This window comes from Geofilum sp. OHC36d9, from assembly GCF_052400685.1.
In the GTDB taxonomy this organism is placed as follows: domain Bacteria; phylum Bacteroidota; class Bacteroidia; order Bacteroidales; family Marinilabiliaceae; genus CAZHHH01.
The window spans coordinates 64,882-84,027 of the sequence record NZ_JBQTGJ010000012.1 but is presented as its reverse complement, the minus strand read 5'-3'; the positions used below and the strand labels follow the sequence as shown (position 1 = coordinate 84,027).

At 38.9% G+C, this 19,146-nt stretch carries 8 protein-coding genes; 2 read left to right on the top strand and 6 right to left on the bottom strand.

The genetic code is table 11. The features are described from left to right. Positions 1-58: 58 nt before the first annotated feature. The 5 genes from ACT3CD_RS12260 to ACT3CD_RS12240 form a co-directional block, all read right to left on the bottom strand. Entirely contained in the window at positions 59-1,057 is a 999-nt protein-coding gene (locus ACT3CD_RS12260) for a DUF4859 domain-containing protein (protein WP_444645925.1), read from the bottom strand. Between the two features lie 184 nt (positions 1,058-1,241). Beyond that, entirely contained in the window at positions 1,242-2,915 is a 1,674-nt protein-coding gene (locus ACT3CD_RS12255) for a RagB/SusD family nutrient uptake outer membrane protein (RefSeq protein WP_444645924.1), read from the bottom strand. A gap of 14 nt (positions 2,916-2,929) precedes the next feature. Beyond that, positions 2,930-5,959 (bottom strand): SusC/RagA family TonB-linked outer membrane protein, encoded by a 3,030-nt coding sequence (locus ACT3CD_RS12250; RefSeq protein ID WP_444645923.1) that lies wholly within the window; start codon positions 5,957-5,959, stop codon positions 2,930-2,932. Positions 5,960-6,455: 496 nt separating this feature from the next. Further along, a complete protein-coding gene (locus tag ACT3CD_RS12245) occupies positions 6,456-9,755 on the bottom strand; it encodes a DUF5107 domain-containing protein (protein ID WP_444645922.1) in 3,300 nt (1,099 codons plus the stop codon). 215 nt (positions 9,756-9,970) lie between these two features. Next, on the bottom strand, positions 9,971-11,362 hold the full coding sequence (locus ACT3CD_RS12240; RefSeq protein WP_444645921.1) for a sugar porter family MFS transporter: 1,392 nt from the start codon (positions 11,360-11,362) through the stop codon (positions 9,971-9,973). Positions 11,363-11,494: 132 nt separating this feature from the next. Here ACT3CD_RS12240 and ACT3CD_RS12235 point away from each other — a divergent pair, with 132 nt between their 5' ends. Then, positions 11,495-12,373 carry a helix-turn-helix domain-containing protein gene (locus ACT3CD_RS12235; protein WP_444645920.1) on the top strand — a complete coding sequence of 293 codons (879 nt, stop codon included), beginning with the start codon at positions 11,495-11,497 and terminating at the stop codon, positions 12,371-12,373. Between the two features lie 72 nt (positions 12,374-12,445). Here the strand turns inward: ACT3CD_RS12235 and ACT3CD_RS12230 are convergent, their stop codons facing one another. Then, the gene (locus ACT3CD_RS12230) at positions 12,446-15,283 is read right to left on the bottom strand and encodes a sugar-binding domain-containing protein (protein ID WP_444645919.1); all 2,838 of its coding nucleotides are present in this window, start codon (positions 15,281-15,283) and stop codon (positions 12,446-12,448) included. Between the two features lie 845 nt (positions 15,284-16,128). On the opposite strand from ACT3CD_RS12230, the gene ACT3CD_RS12225 reads away from it, so the two are divergent. Continuing rightward, entirely contained in the window at positions 16,129-19,134 is a 3,006-nt protein-coding gene (locus tag ACT3CD_RS12225; protein WP_444645918.1) for a rhamnogalacturonan lyase family protein, read from the top strand. The last annotated feature ends 12 nt before the right edge of the window (positions 19,135-19,146 follow it).

Genomic DNA, 19,146 nt, shown 5'->3' with positions numbered 1-19,146 from the left:
TTTTGACACTGCGATAATCACAAGGGAGTAATATGGTTCATTGCCGGAGTAGTAATTTCTATTCTAATGTGACAGTAATAATGAAACGGACAAAATTCATTTCATCATTTATATCCCTGAAGCCCAGACTAATTTTATAAGATGATCCGGCAGTCAAATCCGGTGCGCGACCAATATTCAGCAGTCCTTCATCCATATTCAATTCAGCAAAGAGGGTAAAGCCATCATCACCCCATGAGCACACTGCTCCTGAGGCATTCATCCAGTAGCCCGGAGGGTTGGCAGTATAGCTGCTTTCGGCATCCCAAGCACCAGTTTCCCTGTCAACCACATACAGATGAATGGTTCCCTCCTCGTTTGCATCCAGATTACTCAAAAATTCGTCTACATCAATACCCATATTATAGGCGATAACATCGGCATAATCATACAAATTAACAGAAGCAGAAGCATAATCACCATCCGGAATAGTCACACTAGTAATAATCAGAGAAGGATCCGTAACGGCCACATTAAACAAAAATCGGACATAGTCATCATAATCAGGTCCATTCAAGGCAAATCCGACATTAAAAGATGTTTCTAATCCCGCTTCTGCGGCTTCATTAACATCAATAATTAATTGCCTATTAATTTCATCAAATTCGAGACTTGCAACATACCCTTGGTCACCCTCAGTAATACCACCTGCAGAGTTATAATACCATCCCGATTCTCCTTTGGTTGGCGCAATTTTATCCCAATGGCTTCTCGAAGCATTAATATTATAAAACACCACGCTTTCATTTTTCAAGCCACTAACAACCTCGTCCACGGTTAAATTCATTTTATCATGAAAGACATTAGCGTAATCATCCAGATAAATAACCTGAGGTTCAAAACGTCCAACCTCAAATTCAATATTATGACCAATAATTGCTTCAATATCGGACTTCAAATAAGGATTTTCATCCTCACTATACACATGTTTATTGCTTGCGTCTTCAATGCTGTCATTACAAGATCCCAGCATGACAATCAGAAAACTTATTAATAGATATATCAGATTTGTCTTCATTAGTTTTTTTTTAGTTAGTGCTTGCAAAAAAAGGCCAACTTTCGCGTTATGCTTGTCCTAAAAATGGTTATTTACGGGAGTAAACTCACATTTGTCGGACTTCGCAAGCCTTGCCTTTGAACATTTCCTATCAAGCACTTGAGATTTATTACTAATACGAGTTATGCTATTAGTGCAACGAAAATTAATTCCCATAACCTGGATTCTGCACAAGATTAGGGTTCCCATCCATAAAATCCTTTGGGATTGGGAAAATGTTAGAATGACTCGCTAACGGATCAGCATTTGCTTCTTTACAGAACCATGACTTGCCATTGTAAACCGACTGATTGGAGCCATTGATTCTGAATCGAATCAGATCCTGACGCCGATGGTGCTCAGCAACAAACTCCCAGGCCAGATCATCCAGCAAACCACCCAGTTCAATATCCGCTCCACCTTCATAGATAGTCACCCAGATATCTTCTTCACCCATTTTCCCCTGGTTCTCACGGTAACCGTATTCATAAACACTACCCCCCTTTAGATCCTGCACAGTGCGAATGGCTTTTGAGGGATTATCTTTGAAAGCCCGTTGACGAACGCGCGTCACCAATGCAGCTGCATCGGCTTCTGTTTCTCCATTATATCCGCCCATTCGCAACAAACATTCAGCCTTAATCATATAAGCATCCGCCAGTCTGAAAAATGGAACATCGTCGTAACTTGTACCAAAGTCACCAGACAATATTTCATATTTGATCAATCTGGCACCTTCAAAAGGATAACAGCCGGGGTTATCAATACTATGAAGCTCTTTGGTATAAACAAGGGGTTCACTATCCACATAAATGGGACTTCCACTCTGATCATACTGCTGTCCAAGGGTCCAACAATCGTCAAAACGGCTATCATCGGCATCATAAGTATCTATAAACTGGGGTAAAGCCGCACTACCACCGGTAGCCCAGCCATTGAATCCCCAAACCGCTCTACCTGCCGTATGAATCCATTTATTGGCATAGTAGTTTCCGCCTGCATATTTTTCTTCAAAAGGAATTCCGAAAATAATTTCAGATGATCCCGAGATATCCTCTTTAAAATTATCAGAATAATCAGGAGCCAGGGCAAATTTCCCACTATTTATAACCTCATTTACTTCATCAATGGCTTTGCCATAATATGTATTATCAGAATGATCATTAAACCATGCGTTGTGATTCAAATACATTTTAGCCAAAATCATATTTACGGTATAGTTATTAATCTGCCCCATACCATTATCTTCTCCACAGTTTCCTTTTATATCATTTAACTCTTCAATGATAAAATCCCATGTTTGCTGAGGCTCTGCCTGCTCTGGCAACCAACCCTCCGGGTGATCATATGTGATATCTAAAGGTATATTTCGGAACAGATCAAACAATATGTAATAATAAAGAGCGCGATAACCTCTTAATTGCGCAACGGCGGACTCAGAATTTTGAACGGCCTCATCTGCCAATAATTTATTGCAAGCATTAATTCCTGAATAAGCCCCGTTCCATTCTGTCCAATAATGTCCAATCTGGGAATGAAACTCATGTTTATGCATGGAGACGTAAAGATCTCCCCAACCAATGCCAATTCGATAAGGCGTACACCATAAATCAGATGATTCAGCCTGTATGTCACAATAGCCGTTCCATCCCCAATACACATCTCTTAAACTGCTATAGACAGGAGCAAACATACTGGCAGCATCTTTCTCCGAAAACTCATATTTCTCAGCCGCAATGGTATCGTAAATAGTCTCATCCAAGTCAGTACAACCACTGAATGAAAATGCCAGCACACCAAAAACTACCACTTTAATGGATTTATATATTCTCATTTTCATAATGTTATCAGGTTTTAAAATGTAACGTTCACACCGAATGTAAATGACCGAATCACAGGATACTTGTCCCGCCAGTCAATTCCCAAAGACCTCACATTTCCATTGGAAAGTTCAGGATCCAGCCCGTCATATCCGGTAATGCAAAACAGATTGTCTCCCGAAACATAAGCGCGAATCTTCTCCACATAACTATTCTGACCAACTGGAAGCGTATAGCCCACAGTCAAATTAGTCAATTTCAGGAAGTCTCCATCTTCAAGATAATAACTGACAATGGTCTGTTTTTGAGCCGGAGACAAAGTATACTCTCCGCCATAGGGAGCCTTCTGAACAGAACGCAGCCGGTTATAGGCGATAGAGTTGTTCTCATAAAAAGCACGTGGCTCATTTAGTATCTGGAAACCCAGCTGACTGGTCATCTGGAAACTCAGATCGAAATCTCCGTAACGGAAACTATTACTCCATCCAAGATACACATCCGGTAAACCATTCCCCAGATATTGCCGATAATTGTCGTTGTTCAACATGTTATCTGTAAACTCTTCAGCTTCTCCGCTTTCAGGATTCTCAATCAGCCACAAACCATTTTCCGAAACGCCAACAGATTTAAGTCCGAAGAAATTCCCCAAAGATTCGCCTATTTCAAGACGTTGAGTTGGAATGGATATCGGCTCACCTAACCAGGCATCATCCTGTTCGTTGGCGGTTTCGTACAGATCGTTGGACAAACTTAGCAGTTTGTTTTTGTTGTGCGAAGCTGTAATGGTGGTATTCCATTCAAAGCGCCCCTTCTTTACAGGTGTAGCATTGATGGCGACCTCGATCCCCCTATTGCGCATTTCGCCCACATTGGCCAATGTTTCCGAGTACAAATTGGGAGGCGTAGGCACTTTGTATCTCCACAACATGTCAGAAGTTTCTTTGTTATAGACATCGATGGAACCTCCCAACCGGTCGTTGAGCACACTAAAATCGAGACCAATATTCACCTCCTCAGATGTTTCCCACTTCAAATCGGGATTAGGATTTGACTGCACCTCCAGGCCTGGTTTCCAGTCTCCATTTTCGTAATAATATGAACTCCCTAAGGAATAGCGCGTAAGCGAAAGATAAGAATCATTGGGAATCACTCCTGTGACCCCGTACCCGGCGCGCACTTTCAGATTCTCCAGCCAGCTCACATTACTCATAAAACCTTCATTACTGATGGTCCACCCCAATGAAGCCGACGGGAAATTTCCCCATTCATTGTTTTCACCGAATTTGGAAGAACCTTCGCGACGCAGACTTAGCAATGCGTTGTATTTATTGGCATAACCATAGCTCACACGACCAAAAAAACCGATCAGTTTGTTATCATTTTTGTAGCTTCCCATTCCGGCTTTTCCTTCCTTCAGTGCTGCCCCCACATTGAGGTTATTGTATTCAAAAAAATCAGTCTGGTAATCATAGTTATTGGCATTAAAGCCCTGATTCAGGTTGTATTGATAGCTATACCCGGCCAATAGACTAAGTCGATGACTATTGAAGTTTTTATTATACTTAGAAGTAATCTCCAGATTATCGGTTTTGCTATCGGCTTGTGAATGATAAGCATAACCGGTATGGTTATCCATTTTCTGACTGAAATACTCAGAGGTGTAATAACCTTTATCGTGGGAGTTTGAGCGACGGGTAGCCAGCATCAGGTTGGTTTGCCAATCCTCTACGGGCTCAATGGTTATATTTCCGGTGATACGGGTCCATTCAGACTCGTAACTACCCTTTCGTTCTTTAATCATCCCCACCGGATTGTAGTAGTAATTTACCTGAAAATCTTCCCTGAAAGTTCCGTCTTCGTTCCATATAGGCTCAGTCGGATTGCGGATAATGGCCTGTCGGTAGATATTGGAAGCTCCATTATCGTTGGCATTAGTAGCACTATTCTCATGAAGCCCCTTTACCATATTAAGATTAACTTTTAACATATCGTTCATCATCCAATGCGATATATCAAAGCTCATACGCATTTCTTCATTATAGGTATCTATTATAACTCCTTCCTCCTTTCGATAATTAAAATCGCCCGAATAGGTTGTTTGTTTAGTTCCGCCTGAAATGTAGAAATCATGGTTATGTGTAAAAGCCTTTTGAGAAATAGCTTCTAACCAATCCGTATCATACCCTTTGTCGGTAAAATCAGTTAACCCCTCCCTTATTTCATCAGAGCCCATGAAGTCAAGCGTTTTTCCAAATTCAGCCAAAGACAAATAGCCCGAATACCCAGCACGGGTATCAGTTCCACGTTTCCCCGATTTGGTCGTTATAATAATAACACCGTTAGCTCCACGCGTACCATAAATAGCAGCAGCTGAAGCATCTTTCAACACATCAATCGATTCGATGTTTTCGGGAGCCACAGTGCCAAGTCCCCCTTCCACACCATCAATTAACACCAGTGGGGTAGAACTTCCTTCCAAAGAGATAACACCACGTAAGCGTATTGTAGATTCAGCATTAGGATCTCCGCTCCCTTTGGAAATCGTCAATCCGGCAATTTTTCCTTTAATCAGCTCTGCTGCATCCTGAACTTTTCCCTGAATAAAATCTTCTGATTTCACACTAGCCACAGCACTTGTCACATCTCCCTTACGTTGAGTACCGTAACCTATTACAACAACATCGTTCAAATTAAGCACATCTGGTTGCATTGAAATATCTATTTGCGATTGGGTACCAACAAGAACCTCCCGGGTCTTCATTCCAACAAAAGAAAAAACCAACACGGCAGCATCAGAACCAACATTTATTGAATAGTTGCCATCCATATCAGTAATCGTTCCTATACTGGTACCTTTCACCTGAATTGTGACTCCAGGAATAGGAAACCCCGTATCATCAATGACAGTTCCATCAATGGATTTCTCTTCATTCTGAAAAACACCTCTTTCTTCAGTAATGCGTCCATTTATTTCAGAATGATTATCCAGGTGATTCCGTTCGGGATATTCCTCAGCTAATATGTGAACAGATCCTGCCATCAAAAACAACAAAGATATTTTCACAATTTTTAATGTTTGACTTAACATACAAGAATAACATCCTGTACAATTACATCTTTTTTTCATAGATAAATAAATTTTTATTTAATTACTAAAACTCCAATTGGGTCAATAATCAGAAGTATCTAAATCTATTACTCAAAGATTCTTTCAAAAAAAAACAGGGACTATCACAAATGTGTAAAAAAACAATACATATGTGTAAAAATGTAAAAAACAGTCGACTAACAACAGATTAATCCCGATAAATAAAACAATATACTTTCGCCTCAAAAATCAATAACCGATGTTCCATTATATTCAAATGCTTTGCGCGTAAAAAGAACTTTCACATTAACCAATAAAAAAAAGTTCCGCCACCCAGAAGAGGTGACGGAACAAGAAAAAGCAGCTATATACCACGCAAAAAAAATTAGGCAACTATAGCTTTATCGTATAATGAAACTGTGAAAACGAAAACAATACAACAATACCCCTCACATACTCCTCAAAATTAAGCTTATTTGCTCTCCACCATCCTCTCATGTATTATTGCCCCTATATGATAATGATCGGCATTTTTAATAAATAAAAATTCCTTTTGAGCTTTATCAACATTGCCTAAGCCAAGATATCCAAGAGCCATAAGATAGTGACAATACAACTCGTGACGTTTTTGTAAATCATCTTCAAAAATTAACAAATCAGGCAGAGATACGGCAAAATAATCCATTTTAAAAGGCACAAACAACTGCTTTTCGCCAAACTTCAACAATTTATTAAACCGGCTATTGGCAGCATCCTTTCTTCCCAACTTTAACAAAGCTAATCCCTGATAAAAAATCTTATCCGGTTGTTGGTCATTATAATACATCACAGCAGCGGGTTCCGACAAACCAACAGCCGCAATTTCCCATGCCTCATTAGCCTTTACCTTATCACCAAGCCCATCATATGCACATCCTAACCAATAGTAAGCATCATTTTCCTGCGCGCCGGTTAATTTACCTTCGCCCAGATTATGCGGATAATTAAAAGTGGCTTCAATATGCTGAATCGCCTTCTCGTAAAGCCCGTCGTCGATTGCCTTTTTTGCCAACTCAATATGACAAAATAAATACTGACCGGTAACTTTTCCTTCGCCACCTTCCCATGGGTGAAACTGCCGGGCCATAATTAATTCTAAGGCCTTCTCTTCCTTTCCTAACAGATTATAAAGCGTAATCCTTTCCAAATACAAATCATCGCGACACTCAACCTCAAAAGGATGATTTTCAAGAATTTTCAAACGTTTGCTGAATGATGCACCCATCTTTTTATAAAGTTGATCAAGTTCCATTAATACGCGCGCATCAGTTTCATCAAGTTTAAAGGCGGCTTCTAAAGAAACCAACGCTTTCTGAGCATCATTTTCTTTATTAAAATAAGCAAGAGCCAGATTTCGGTGAACAGTAGGAAAACCAGCATCCAGACCTCCCGATGTTTCCCAACACGCAATAGCCTCTTTGTACTGGCGCGATCCATACCAAAAATTCCCCATATAATACCAGGCTTTGGCATCGTCGGCATTTAATTCAACGGCTTTTTGAAGTACTATTAATTCCTCAGGCTTATTTGGGAAACAATAATCGGGTGGCATTGCCGCAGCTTTAGCAAAAGCTTCCTTTGATTGTGTGTCACAAGCTGCTAACTCATAATAATAACCCATAAAATACCATGCCATTGGGTATACTTCATTCTTCCCCTCTAAAAAAATATCCAGGAACTTTATAGCCTCAGTCGTAAAGCCAGCCATTGCATAATCAAGCGAAAACTCAATATAATTATGCACATTATCGCGCATCAGCCTGGTTAATCGAAGAAGATCAGCCGGATTTTTCGTGATTAGATATTTTTCAAATAAGACGCCAAAATTAAATTGATCCAATTTCAATGATTCTTCAATCCACTTCAAAGCTTCATTATGCTGGCCACTCACCCGCAACAACATCGTTTTCAAATGACGAGCTTTATGGTTCAACCAGTTACGCCATAATGAGCGATCGACCAATTCAAGAGCTTTTTCCTTATTGTCTAAAATGGAATCTATTTGCGCGGCCTGAAAATACCCACTATCCTGCCATGCACCATTCCAGGTGGATTTAAAAAAATACTTGTATGCCTCTTCATAATCACCTTGCATCCGAAGAGATAAACCCAGGTTGTATAAAGGCTCTCCATCATAAGGATTTGGATTCCTTTCTGTCAAAGTCTTAACAGCGGTCCTAAAATACGACTCAGCCTTCTTGAATTGCCCTTTACGTAACAACCACAATCCCATTGCGTTGTTATTTCGCACATCTGTTGGTTCACGTTTTAAAGCTTCCTGATAATAATCAACAGGATTATAGGTTGCATGCCGATATTGCTCTAAATGCAAACCTCTCAAATACAATTGCTCAACAGATTTAATTTCTGCAGGATCTTTAGCCGCTTTGGCCGGATCAGGAATTGGCTTTAACGTCTCAGGCTCTGTTTGCCAGTCGACCAATATTTTTCCATCCTGACTTTGGACACAAAGGTATATATCCTCGATATTCAAACCCGCCTCAATTAGCTTATCATAGCTCATTTCGGGAGAAAGATTCAATGTTGTTGAAAAAACCTCCCGTCCATCTGATTTTAGTATGATTTTAGCATTGGGATAGTTTGATGTACTATAAACTTTCAAACGGTATTTGGCGCCTTCTTTCTCAAAATTAAGCATCGCCTCCTTTGTCGCATTTTTAACCACGCCCAAATCGCGATAAGGCATAAAATATTGCTTGAAACTCTTTTCCTCATATGGCTGTAACCATGTAAAATCGGGCTGATTGTCGGTATATACACCACACATTAATTCAATATATGGTCCATCCTCATCAGTTAAATTCCGATCCCAGGCCTGGCCAAAATCGCCATGCCCCCAAGTCCACTGCTTTTTACCAGGCGACTGATGATGATCTGCCACATGTAATAACCCACCCTGAGAATCATTTTCAAAGCCGCCAACAAAATCATATTTTGATTGAATGGCCATGTAACTTGTTGGAACGGGAATATTTTTATACCGTGAAATATCCACACCAGCAGAATAATCTACTTTGTAATATTTACCGGTTGCGATAGGAAAACTTGAGACATCCCTTTTTCCATGGTCAAAAACAGCATTAACATCGGGGGGAAACACCGATTGATAATCATCATTAACCTTTACAGCAGGATTAGCCCACCATAAAAATGTTTGAGGATGAGGAGTCCTATTATACAACTTCACTTTTATCTCCAGATAAGCCTTATCAGGATAAAGCGTAAATCCAGCCATTCCTTTGGTTCGAAACATACGTTCAAGTTCACTGCACCAGACCGTAACACTTCCATCCTCATTTTCCTCAATGGTTGAATCAACGGGATCATAAGTCGACGGGCGGTGATGCTGGGGCCAGTTAAACTCAATACCGCCCGAAATCCAAGGTCCGGTTAAGCCAACCAAAGCAGGTTTAATCACCTGGTTATAATAAACAAAATGACGTTGCTTTGTTTTATCATAAGCCATCTGAACACGGCCGCCTAACTCGGGCAAAACCATAATTTTCAGATACTTATTTTCAAGATATATAGCATGCCATGCCTTATCGACCTTTTTATCGCTAATTTTTTCAATGACAGGATGCGGATAAACAACACCACTACTCCCCTGATAAACACGTTTTTCAAGAAATATGGGATTTTTCTCAGGACGTCCCACCTCATATGTAGGAATAACAACCTTTTCGCGCCATGCCTTTACGCCTGTATTCATATGATTATAATTTGTTTTTCAGTTGCCATATGGAACCCGCCGGGATAATCATGCTTCTGTGTGTGAATCAATTCCTATGGCTCGTTTCATATGATTATAATTTATTTTTCAGTTGCCATATGAAACCCGCCAGAATTAATCATACTTCTGTGTGTGAGTTCCCTCTCATGGCTCGTTTCATATTAACAGGAAAACCAAAATGCTTAAAAACAGCACTATTTAACCATCTCAGATTCTATCTCTTCGAGTGATTTTCCTTTTGTTTCGGGTAAATTCTTATAAATAAAAATCAATCCGCCTACGCAAATAACGCCGTATAGCCAAAAGGTACCGGAAGCACCAAAAGCCTTATTCAATATTGGAAAAGTATACGTCAATAAAAAACTGGCCAACCACAACGAAACTGTAGCCACAGCCATGGCGGCACCCCTTATCTTATTTGGAAATATTTCAGAAATAACCACCCAAACAACCGGTGCAAGCGACATGGCATAACAAGCAATGGCAAATAAAACCAAAACCAATAAAATCCATCCGGAAATATGAAAATAATATGCAGCGCCCATGATTGTATATATGGCAGCTAAACCGCCTGCTCCCATCAACATTAAAGCTCTTCGTCCTAATTTATCGATGGTAAACAAAGCCACAAACGTAAAAACCAGGTTAACACTGCCAGTTATAACAATATTGAAAAGAATATCAGAAACGCCGAAGCCGGCTGCTTTAAAAACTTCTTCTGCATAATTAAAGATTACATTAATACCACTCCACTGTTGAAATGCAGCCAATACTACACCAATAATCAGCACTTTGCGTAACCCCGGTCTTAACAAATACCTGAAATTCACTTTCGCCGATTCATTTTCCATCGACTTACGAATACTGGCATATTCTTCCCGGGCATACTGCTCCCCCCCAATATGTTGAAGAATAGCCTCAACTTTCTGTTCGTTACCATTTTTGGCTAACCAACGGGGGCTTTCCGGAACAAAAAACATAAGCAAGAAAAACAATCCGGCCGGTATTACTTCAGCCCAAAACATTATTCGCCAGCCCATTTGACCATTCCACGATGCTAAAATATCAGCTGGAGTAAATGATTCTGGCACAGACTCGGCAATTTGCCAGTTTGCCAATTGCGCCGCCAATATCCCAATAACTATCGTTAATTGATTTATTGACACATACTTACCCCGCATCCGGGCTGGTGCTATCTCGGCAATATACATGGGCGACAAATTAGATGCTAACCCAATGCCTATACCTCCTATAATACGATAAATAAGAAACAGACTAAAAACATCGGTTGCCCCGGTCCCAACAGCAGATAAAGTAAAAAGAAATGCCGCAAAAATTAGTAACCTTTTACGACCGAAGCGATCACTTAACATACCCGACAATATAGCGCCAAGCAAGCACCCCAGCAAGGCACTTCCCATAGCCCATCCCTGCATATTGGGTGAAGTAGCGATATCAAAAAATTGTTCATAAAATGGTTTTGCCCCTCCAATTACAACCCAATCATATCCAAAGAGTAGACCACCAAGGGCTGATACCATTGAAATAGAGAAAATGTATTTTGTATTATATTTTATTCGATCCATAAAATAAAATTGCAATAGATACTCCAATTATTAACGATCTACAAAATAAGTTAGTAATCCTTAAAAAAAACATGGAACTTTCAACTAAAAACATGGACTATATTATTAAATTCGCTCATTAAAAATAACGTTATGGAAAAACGGGATGGCTTTCAAGGGCAACGTACCTTTGTAATACCTGAACATATCATTCATCAAATTATGAATGAACCTCTTAACCAAACACTGTATATTACCGATATTGGCTACTATCCTAAAGCAATAAATCACTATCGGGCAAGGCCAGAAGGTTGCCCTCAATATATACTAATGTACTGTACCAGTGGTAGTGGGTGGATTACTGTTGACAGGAAAAAAATAACAGTTAAAGCAAACCAATATTTTATCATTCCAGCCAATAAACCCCATTCATATGGCTCAAACAAACAAAACCCATGGAGTATTTATTGGGTTCATTACACAGGCAGCCAGGCGCCTTTCTTTTCAAATAATATTAGTTCGGCACAGAGCATTACACCTTCCTCTATTGACCGTATTGACGATAGATTGCAATTATTTGAAGAAATAATGAATAATCTGGAAATGGGATATAGCCTCGACAATGTTAGTTACACCAATATATGCCTATGGCATTTTCTGGGTTCGTTCCGGTTTCTAAGTCAATTCAGACAAATGCGAAAAATAAAAGATAAAGATATGATTGCCTCATCGATTCACTATATGCGTGAAAACTTGCAATCGAAATTAACGTTACAACAACTAGCTAAACAAGCCGGGTTATCTACATCGCATTACTCTTTTGAATTCAAGAAAAAGACAAGACATTCCCCCATGGACTATCTGATACAACTTAAGATACAATATGCCTGTCAGTTATTGGATCATACATCAATGCGTTTGAAAGAAATCGCTTTAAGAATTGGCTATGATGATCCATTCTACTTCTCAAGAATATTTAAAAAACAGATGGGCGTTTCTCCTAAAACATACAAAACTAAATTAAAAGGATAACAAACGCATCGCAAACAATCCTGATTCCAGTTAACACTAAGTCAAAAAAGCTGATTTCTTTCCTTCTTTCGTTTAATTGGAATCGCGCTCGAACCGAGTCTTTAGGGATTCAAAATCAACGCTATTAAGTGGCGAAAAGTCCGTTGAATTCATATAATCAATAAGACTACATAAAAGAGCATTTGCGACAACCCGATTATCCATTTCAGAGTGCAAATCAATACTACTAAACAGAAGTCTGCCCTTACCTACCTTTGCTTCAAACAAATTTGACAAATCGCGGTTTTTAAAAAAATTATCGATCACGGTTACAATCTGCCTGACTTCCAGATCTTTCATTTCTAATGATTTTGATCTCTTGCACAAATCCCACCATTGCCAATTTGTATAAAAATCAGTTGGAAAATGGTTAAAACCAGGATGTTGATTATCGATAAGTAATCCCATTGATCCGGGTTGATTGGGAAAATGAACCGGACTCCAAAAAACTGGAACAAATTTACCTTCAATGCCATTAAGAGCTCTTAACTCCGGGGTTAACAATACTGTCCCTCCTTTCGCCAATTCCTTTTCAGCCTTGTTCCAGTCTGACGTTACCACCACATCTTTATAATCCGGAACCTGATTATGAGGATATACCCAAATCGACCATTCATTTTTGTAACGACTGCCCTTTAAGGTTAGCCGAATATCCAACTTCGATGGATCGACAATTTCACTTAAATCAAAATCGAAACTGCCAATTTCAGCAAAACTGCCTTGTTCAATCTTTTCAATATTGAATTCACCCGATTTTAATAATTGCTCCTCTTTTAATACCTGCCATTCAAAGACCGGATTTTTAAGCTCTGCCCAATAATTAGCAACCTCCGCTTTTGCCGTAAACACCTCATCATTGGTATAAACTGCTTTTTCAAACTTTAAAAGAGGAACCAGTTCACTACAAAAATTTTTAAATTCATTTCCAGACACGATACCTTTAGAATCCCAAAAAGCATCCAACATACCCACCAATGCAGTGCCCTGGCCGGGAAAATCATGTAAATCGAGCAACTGAAAACCACTAACGCCAGATGTTTTTAAAGCACGCTCCACCTCTTCTTTATATAATATTTTTGCCAAATGCCCTGAAGCTTTCAGGTAATCCTCCGCTTTATCAAGTCTGCCTTTTGCAATTAAGTCAGCCTTTATTGCTTTAAAATTAAGCGGCGATAATACACCGGTATATTTATCAATTTCTTTAAGATTAGGATAAACTGAGTACTGTCCGATTTCATGAGTTATTAAAGGAATATCGAGAAATTCGATACTGGCGCGATAATCCTTATCAAAAGAAGGAGAATAACGATCGAACACTCCCTGACCTCTAACCCAACCATCTTTTGTCCACTGGGTAATCCAATAATCATCAACCTCATCGGGTTCTCTGGAATGGCGATTTTGAAAAGTAAATGAGGTAATAGTATACAGATGTCGACGATCAATATTTCTAAGTTCACCAACAAATCCAGCTAATTGTGAATAATCTCCTTCCAACTCATTGCCTAAAGACATCATGCAAAACGATGGGTGGTTTCCGTAATTCTTAAGCATCCGTCGGCCTTCGTTTTCCATCCAGTCAACCATATTTTCATCATCGCCATACTTAAGCGACCAATTTGGCATTTCAACCTGTAAATAAAACCCCATCCGGTCGGCAACGGCAAATGCTGCCTCAGGAGGACACCATGAATGAAAACGCAAATGATTCAACCCATAGCTTTTGGCTGCTCCGAAAACTTTTTCCCACCCCTGCTCATCCAATGGCGGATGACCAAGCAAGGGAAATATACAGCACTCTAAAGTTCCACGTAAAAAAATTCGCTTTCCATTTAGCAACATATCCTTACCTATGGATTCTATTTTACGCATTCCAAAATTACTATTGGCTAAAACCTTTCCGGCCCTGTTTTTAATAAAAACAGAATAAACAAATGGATGATGTTCGTCCCATAATTTGAAATTGCCCTTTATTTCAGGTAATACAAGACTGTTGGCAATCACGTCTTCTTTAGCAACACGATTACCTTCATTATCAACAACATCTACAACAAGCTCTTTCCCTTCAACATTTTGTCCCAAGATCTTAATTAGGATGACTCCTTTATCAACATCGGGATAGACTTGTAAATCATTGATCTGAACATCGTCCAATGCCGTAATTTTAAAGTCACCTAAAATACCATTCCATTTTGTTTGTGTCGTTTCAGTATAAGCATGTGCCAATGATCGTTCACGTGAATCATCAAAAATATCAAATTGCTGACGGTTATCAATACAAATAGTAATCAGATGTTTACCGGCAGACAGTTTACCCAGCCCAATACGATGAGCTGTGACCAAACTGTTATCCATTCCTTTATAATTGCCATCGACCCACACTTGCGACTTCCAAATAACACGCTCCATCTCCAAAACCATCTCTTTGTTATCCAATGATTCTGAAATATTTATTTCTTTTTGATACCAGGCAGCCCCAATATAACGGTATTTCCGCGACAGCTCATATAACGTATTTTTATCCAACTTAACTTCTGCTTCGACACTATCACCTATACGCGCTTCATCAAGAGTAGACGGTAATTCAATTATTTGTGATTCAGCTTGTATTTCTTTAAACCAATTTTCGTTAACCCCTCTATCATCCGGATCAAGCGTAACCAACCAATCTCCTTTCAAATCAATGGTATCTTTTCCCTTTTCAACATTGCAACCAAGCAATAGCAACAAAAACAATAGTTGAAAATATCGACTGAATGCTTTTCCAAAAGTTCGGGTAGCAGATAAGAAATTCTCATTACTGAAACTTTTGGTGCCTAAAATCAACAACAAACTCAAAAACGACCCTTTTAATAATTTGATGACTTTCATAAAAGATAAAATGTTAAAACTATGACACTAAATAGTGTTTGTCTATAAAGTCAACTTCTGCGTTATGCTTGTCATAAAAACAGTCATTTACGAAAAGTAAACTCCTTGATTTTTATGACTTCGCAAGCCTTGAATTTGAACTTTATATTTCAAACACTTAGTTTATGGACAGACACTAAATAACCAAAAAATTCAAAAAGAATGTGGATATATGACCTCTAAATTTTTATTTAAGACATAATTATTTAATTTGCAACCAATTAACCAAAAGACACATTATTAATCCTTTTATATATAAAATATTTGAATTCGCTATAAATATAAATCAAAGTATGCATTGCATTCTTTTAAAAATAATAAGTAGTGCATGCCCGAAAATGCAGGTGGCACATAAGAGAATTTTATTTGGGAGACTTTCATACGTAGATATTTATTTTTTATAAGTCGTATGAAACTCACACTTCCAATTCCATTGGTACTTGGGAGTTTTTTGCAAGTAGGTTTATTTCGAAGCTCGAAAACCACAGAATAACGATCTTAAATGAACAATTTAAAAACTTTAATAAGACAAAAAATGGCATTTGCTTGCTAAAAAGAGGTAAGGAGGTCCATAAATTCGTGAATTTAAGCCGCAAAATTTAGCTTCAAGGCGTGCGTAACTCGAAAAAATATAAGTTTACTGAAGTTAATAACCATTTTGAAAACAAACGTACTGCAGTATAAGAACTTTATAGACAGACTCTAAGTATTAAAAAGAAAACACTAACATAATGAAATATGATGTTTGGATTATAGTGAGAAAAATCAATATGTAAAAATTAATTACTAACCATTAAAAATTGTTTATGAAAAAGAATCTAGTATTAACCTGCCTTGTATGTATCACGTTAATTAGCAGCACTCAAGCTCAACGTTACATGGAAAAATTAAACAGAGGAACGGTAGCTGTAAGAACCAGCACCAATGAGGTTTTAGTAAGCTGGCGTATTTTAGGGCCTGAATATAGCAGCAATGCGACTTACAACCTTTATCGCGGATCTACCAGAATTGCATCCAACTTATCTGTTTCAAACTATGTTGACAACATAAGTACAGATGAATCTTACAGTGTGTCAGCTGTTATCAATGGTAATGAACAACCCAAATCAGAAGGAGTCGTGCCATGGATTCAATTTTACAAAACAATTCCACTTTCGGTACCTGCCGGAGGTACCACGCCCGATGGCGTCGCTTATACCTATACAGCAAATGATTGTAGTGTAGGCGATCTGGATGGTGATGGAGATTATGAAATTGTATTAAAATGGCAACCTACAAATGCCAAGGACAATTCTCAGGGAGGTTACACAGGGAACACCATTTTAGATGGGATGGAAATGGATGGAACAAGACTGTGGAGAATAAACTTGGGTATTAATATTAGATCAGGTGCTCATTATACACAATTTATGGTTTATGATCTGGATGGTGATGGTGATGCGGAAGTGGCATGTAAAACAGCTGACGGCACCATTGATGGACAGGGCAACGTTATTGGCAGCTCAAGCGCTGACTACAGAAATTCAAGCGGTTACATTCTTTCAGGACCGGAGTATCTCACCGTATTTTCCGGGTTAACAGGACGTGCATTAGAAACTGTTTCTTATGTCCCGGCTAGAGGTACAGTATCCGATTGGGGCGACAGTTATGGCAACCGTGTTGATCGATTTCTAGCTTGTATAGCATATCTGGATGGTACGCGCCCCAGTTTGGTTATGTGCCGTGGATATTACACCCGAATTGTTGCAGCAGCCTGGGACTATCGCGATGGCAACCTGACAAGCAGATGGGTATTCGACACGAACAACGGATATAGTTCTTATGAAGGACAAGGAAATCATAATCTTGCTGTTGGAGATGTTGACAATGATGGAAAAGATGAAATAATGTACGGCGCTTGTGCAATTGATGACGATGGATCAGGTTTATATTCAACAGGTTTAAAACATGGAGATGCCGGTCATCTTTCCGATATTAATCCGAATAGTTCAGGATTGGAATACTTTATGTGTCATGAATCTGCTAATGGATCAACAATCCCGGGTCTTTCGTTAAGAAATGCAGCTTCAGGTGCCATGAAATTCACACAACCGGCCAGTGGCGATGTTGGAAGATGCTTAACTGCTGATATTGATCCTAATTACATCGGGTATGAAATGTGGGGTAGTAATGGTTCTGGTATACATTCATGCACCGGTTCGGTTATCACAACAGCCTATCCAACAACTGCGGGTGGAGGTTGGACTTATAATTTCGGAATTTGGTGGGATGGCGACCTTTTAAGGGAATTACTCGACAGAACCGTTATAACAAAATGGAATTCGGCGAATAACAATACCGACAGAATTTCTACAATCTATAATTATGGTGCTACAAGTAATAATAGTACAAAATATAATCCTTGCTTATCAGCTGATATAATGGGCGATTGGAGAGAAGAAATTATTTATAGGCATTATGAAAATGATAAACTGATTGTTTTTACAACACCCTATCCAACGTCACAAAGAATGTACACTTTAATGCATGATCCAATATATCGATTAAGCATTGCATGGCAAAATGTTGGGTATAATATGCCTCCTAATGTAGGATTTTACTTTGGAGTTGGGATGGATACACCGCCCGACCCAGACATTATTGAGGTAGGCGGTCTGGGTAACTCAGAAGTATGGATGGAAGCTGAATGTGGTAATGTTGGTTCATTGTGGAATAAATTTTCCGATGATAATGCCTCTAACGACCAATATGTAACCATACAATCAGGAAACAATAGTACAGATAGTGCCCCTACTAGTGAAATAGGGTATATTACATATACCTTCGATGTGTCCAACGGATTATATGATCTCTGGGCACGTGTAATTACGACAGCTGATACAGATGACTCATTTTGGGTTAAAATGGATGATGGCTCATGGTTTCTATGGAATAACCTTGGCATTTATACAAACTGGACCTGGAAACAATGCCAGACCTACTCTTTGGATACTGGCAGTCATACGCTTACGATAGCTTACCGCGAGGATGGCGCCTTATTGGATAAATTATATATTGGAAATATTAGTCCATCCGGGGAAGGTGCGACTGCCAATAATTGTGGGATCAATACCTTAACATTACAAGAGAATAAAATAGGTTTTTGTAGTGTCGACGGCACCATTGATAATAATAATTCAGGCTATACCGGTGATGGCTTTGCAAACACCACCAATGCCTCTGAAAATGGGATTACCTGGTCAGTCAATATTCCTTCTGATGGTTTTTACCAATTGGTATGGCGACATGCAAACGGTGGAACATCTGATAGGCCAGCACGTTTAATAGTTGATGGCGTCGACGTCGTATCAAATGTAAGTTTTCCTTATACCGGTTCCTGGACAACATGGGCTGAAACATATTCAACAAACATTAATTTAACGGCCGGCACAAAGCTTATTCGGTTAGAAGCCACTTCCTCATCCGGATTATCGAATATTGATTATATGAGCATTACAGGCCTTAACCCGATTGGCGTAAGTTGCTCAGGTTTGAAAAGCGCTATAATAAATTCAAGCCAGTTGAACAATAACGCTTTTCAAATTAATTGTTATCCAATACCTGTCACTGAAATACTTAATATAGATTTTGGCAAAGTATTAATAAATCCGGTGGACATTTTCTTGATAAATATGACAGGGAAAGTTGTGATAGCTGAAAAAGCAAGTGGAATAAGTCATAAAATGAACCTCTCGGAACTACCCAAAGGTGCTTACTTTCTTAAAATCTCAAATGAAAATTTTCATCGAATAGAACAAATAATAAAAGAATAAAAAGTATTGTAA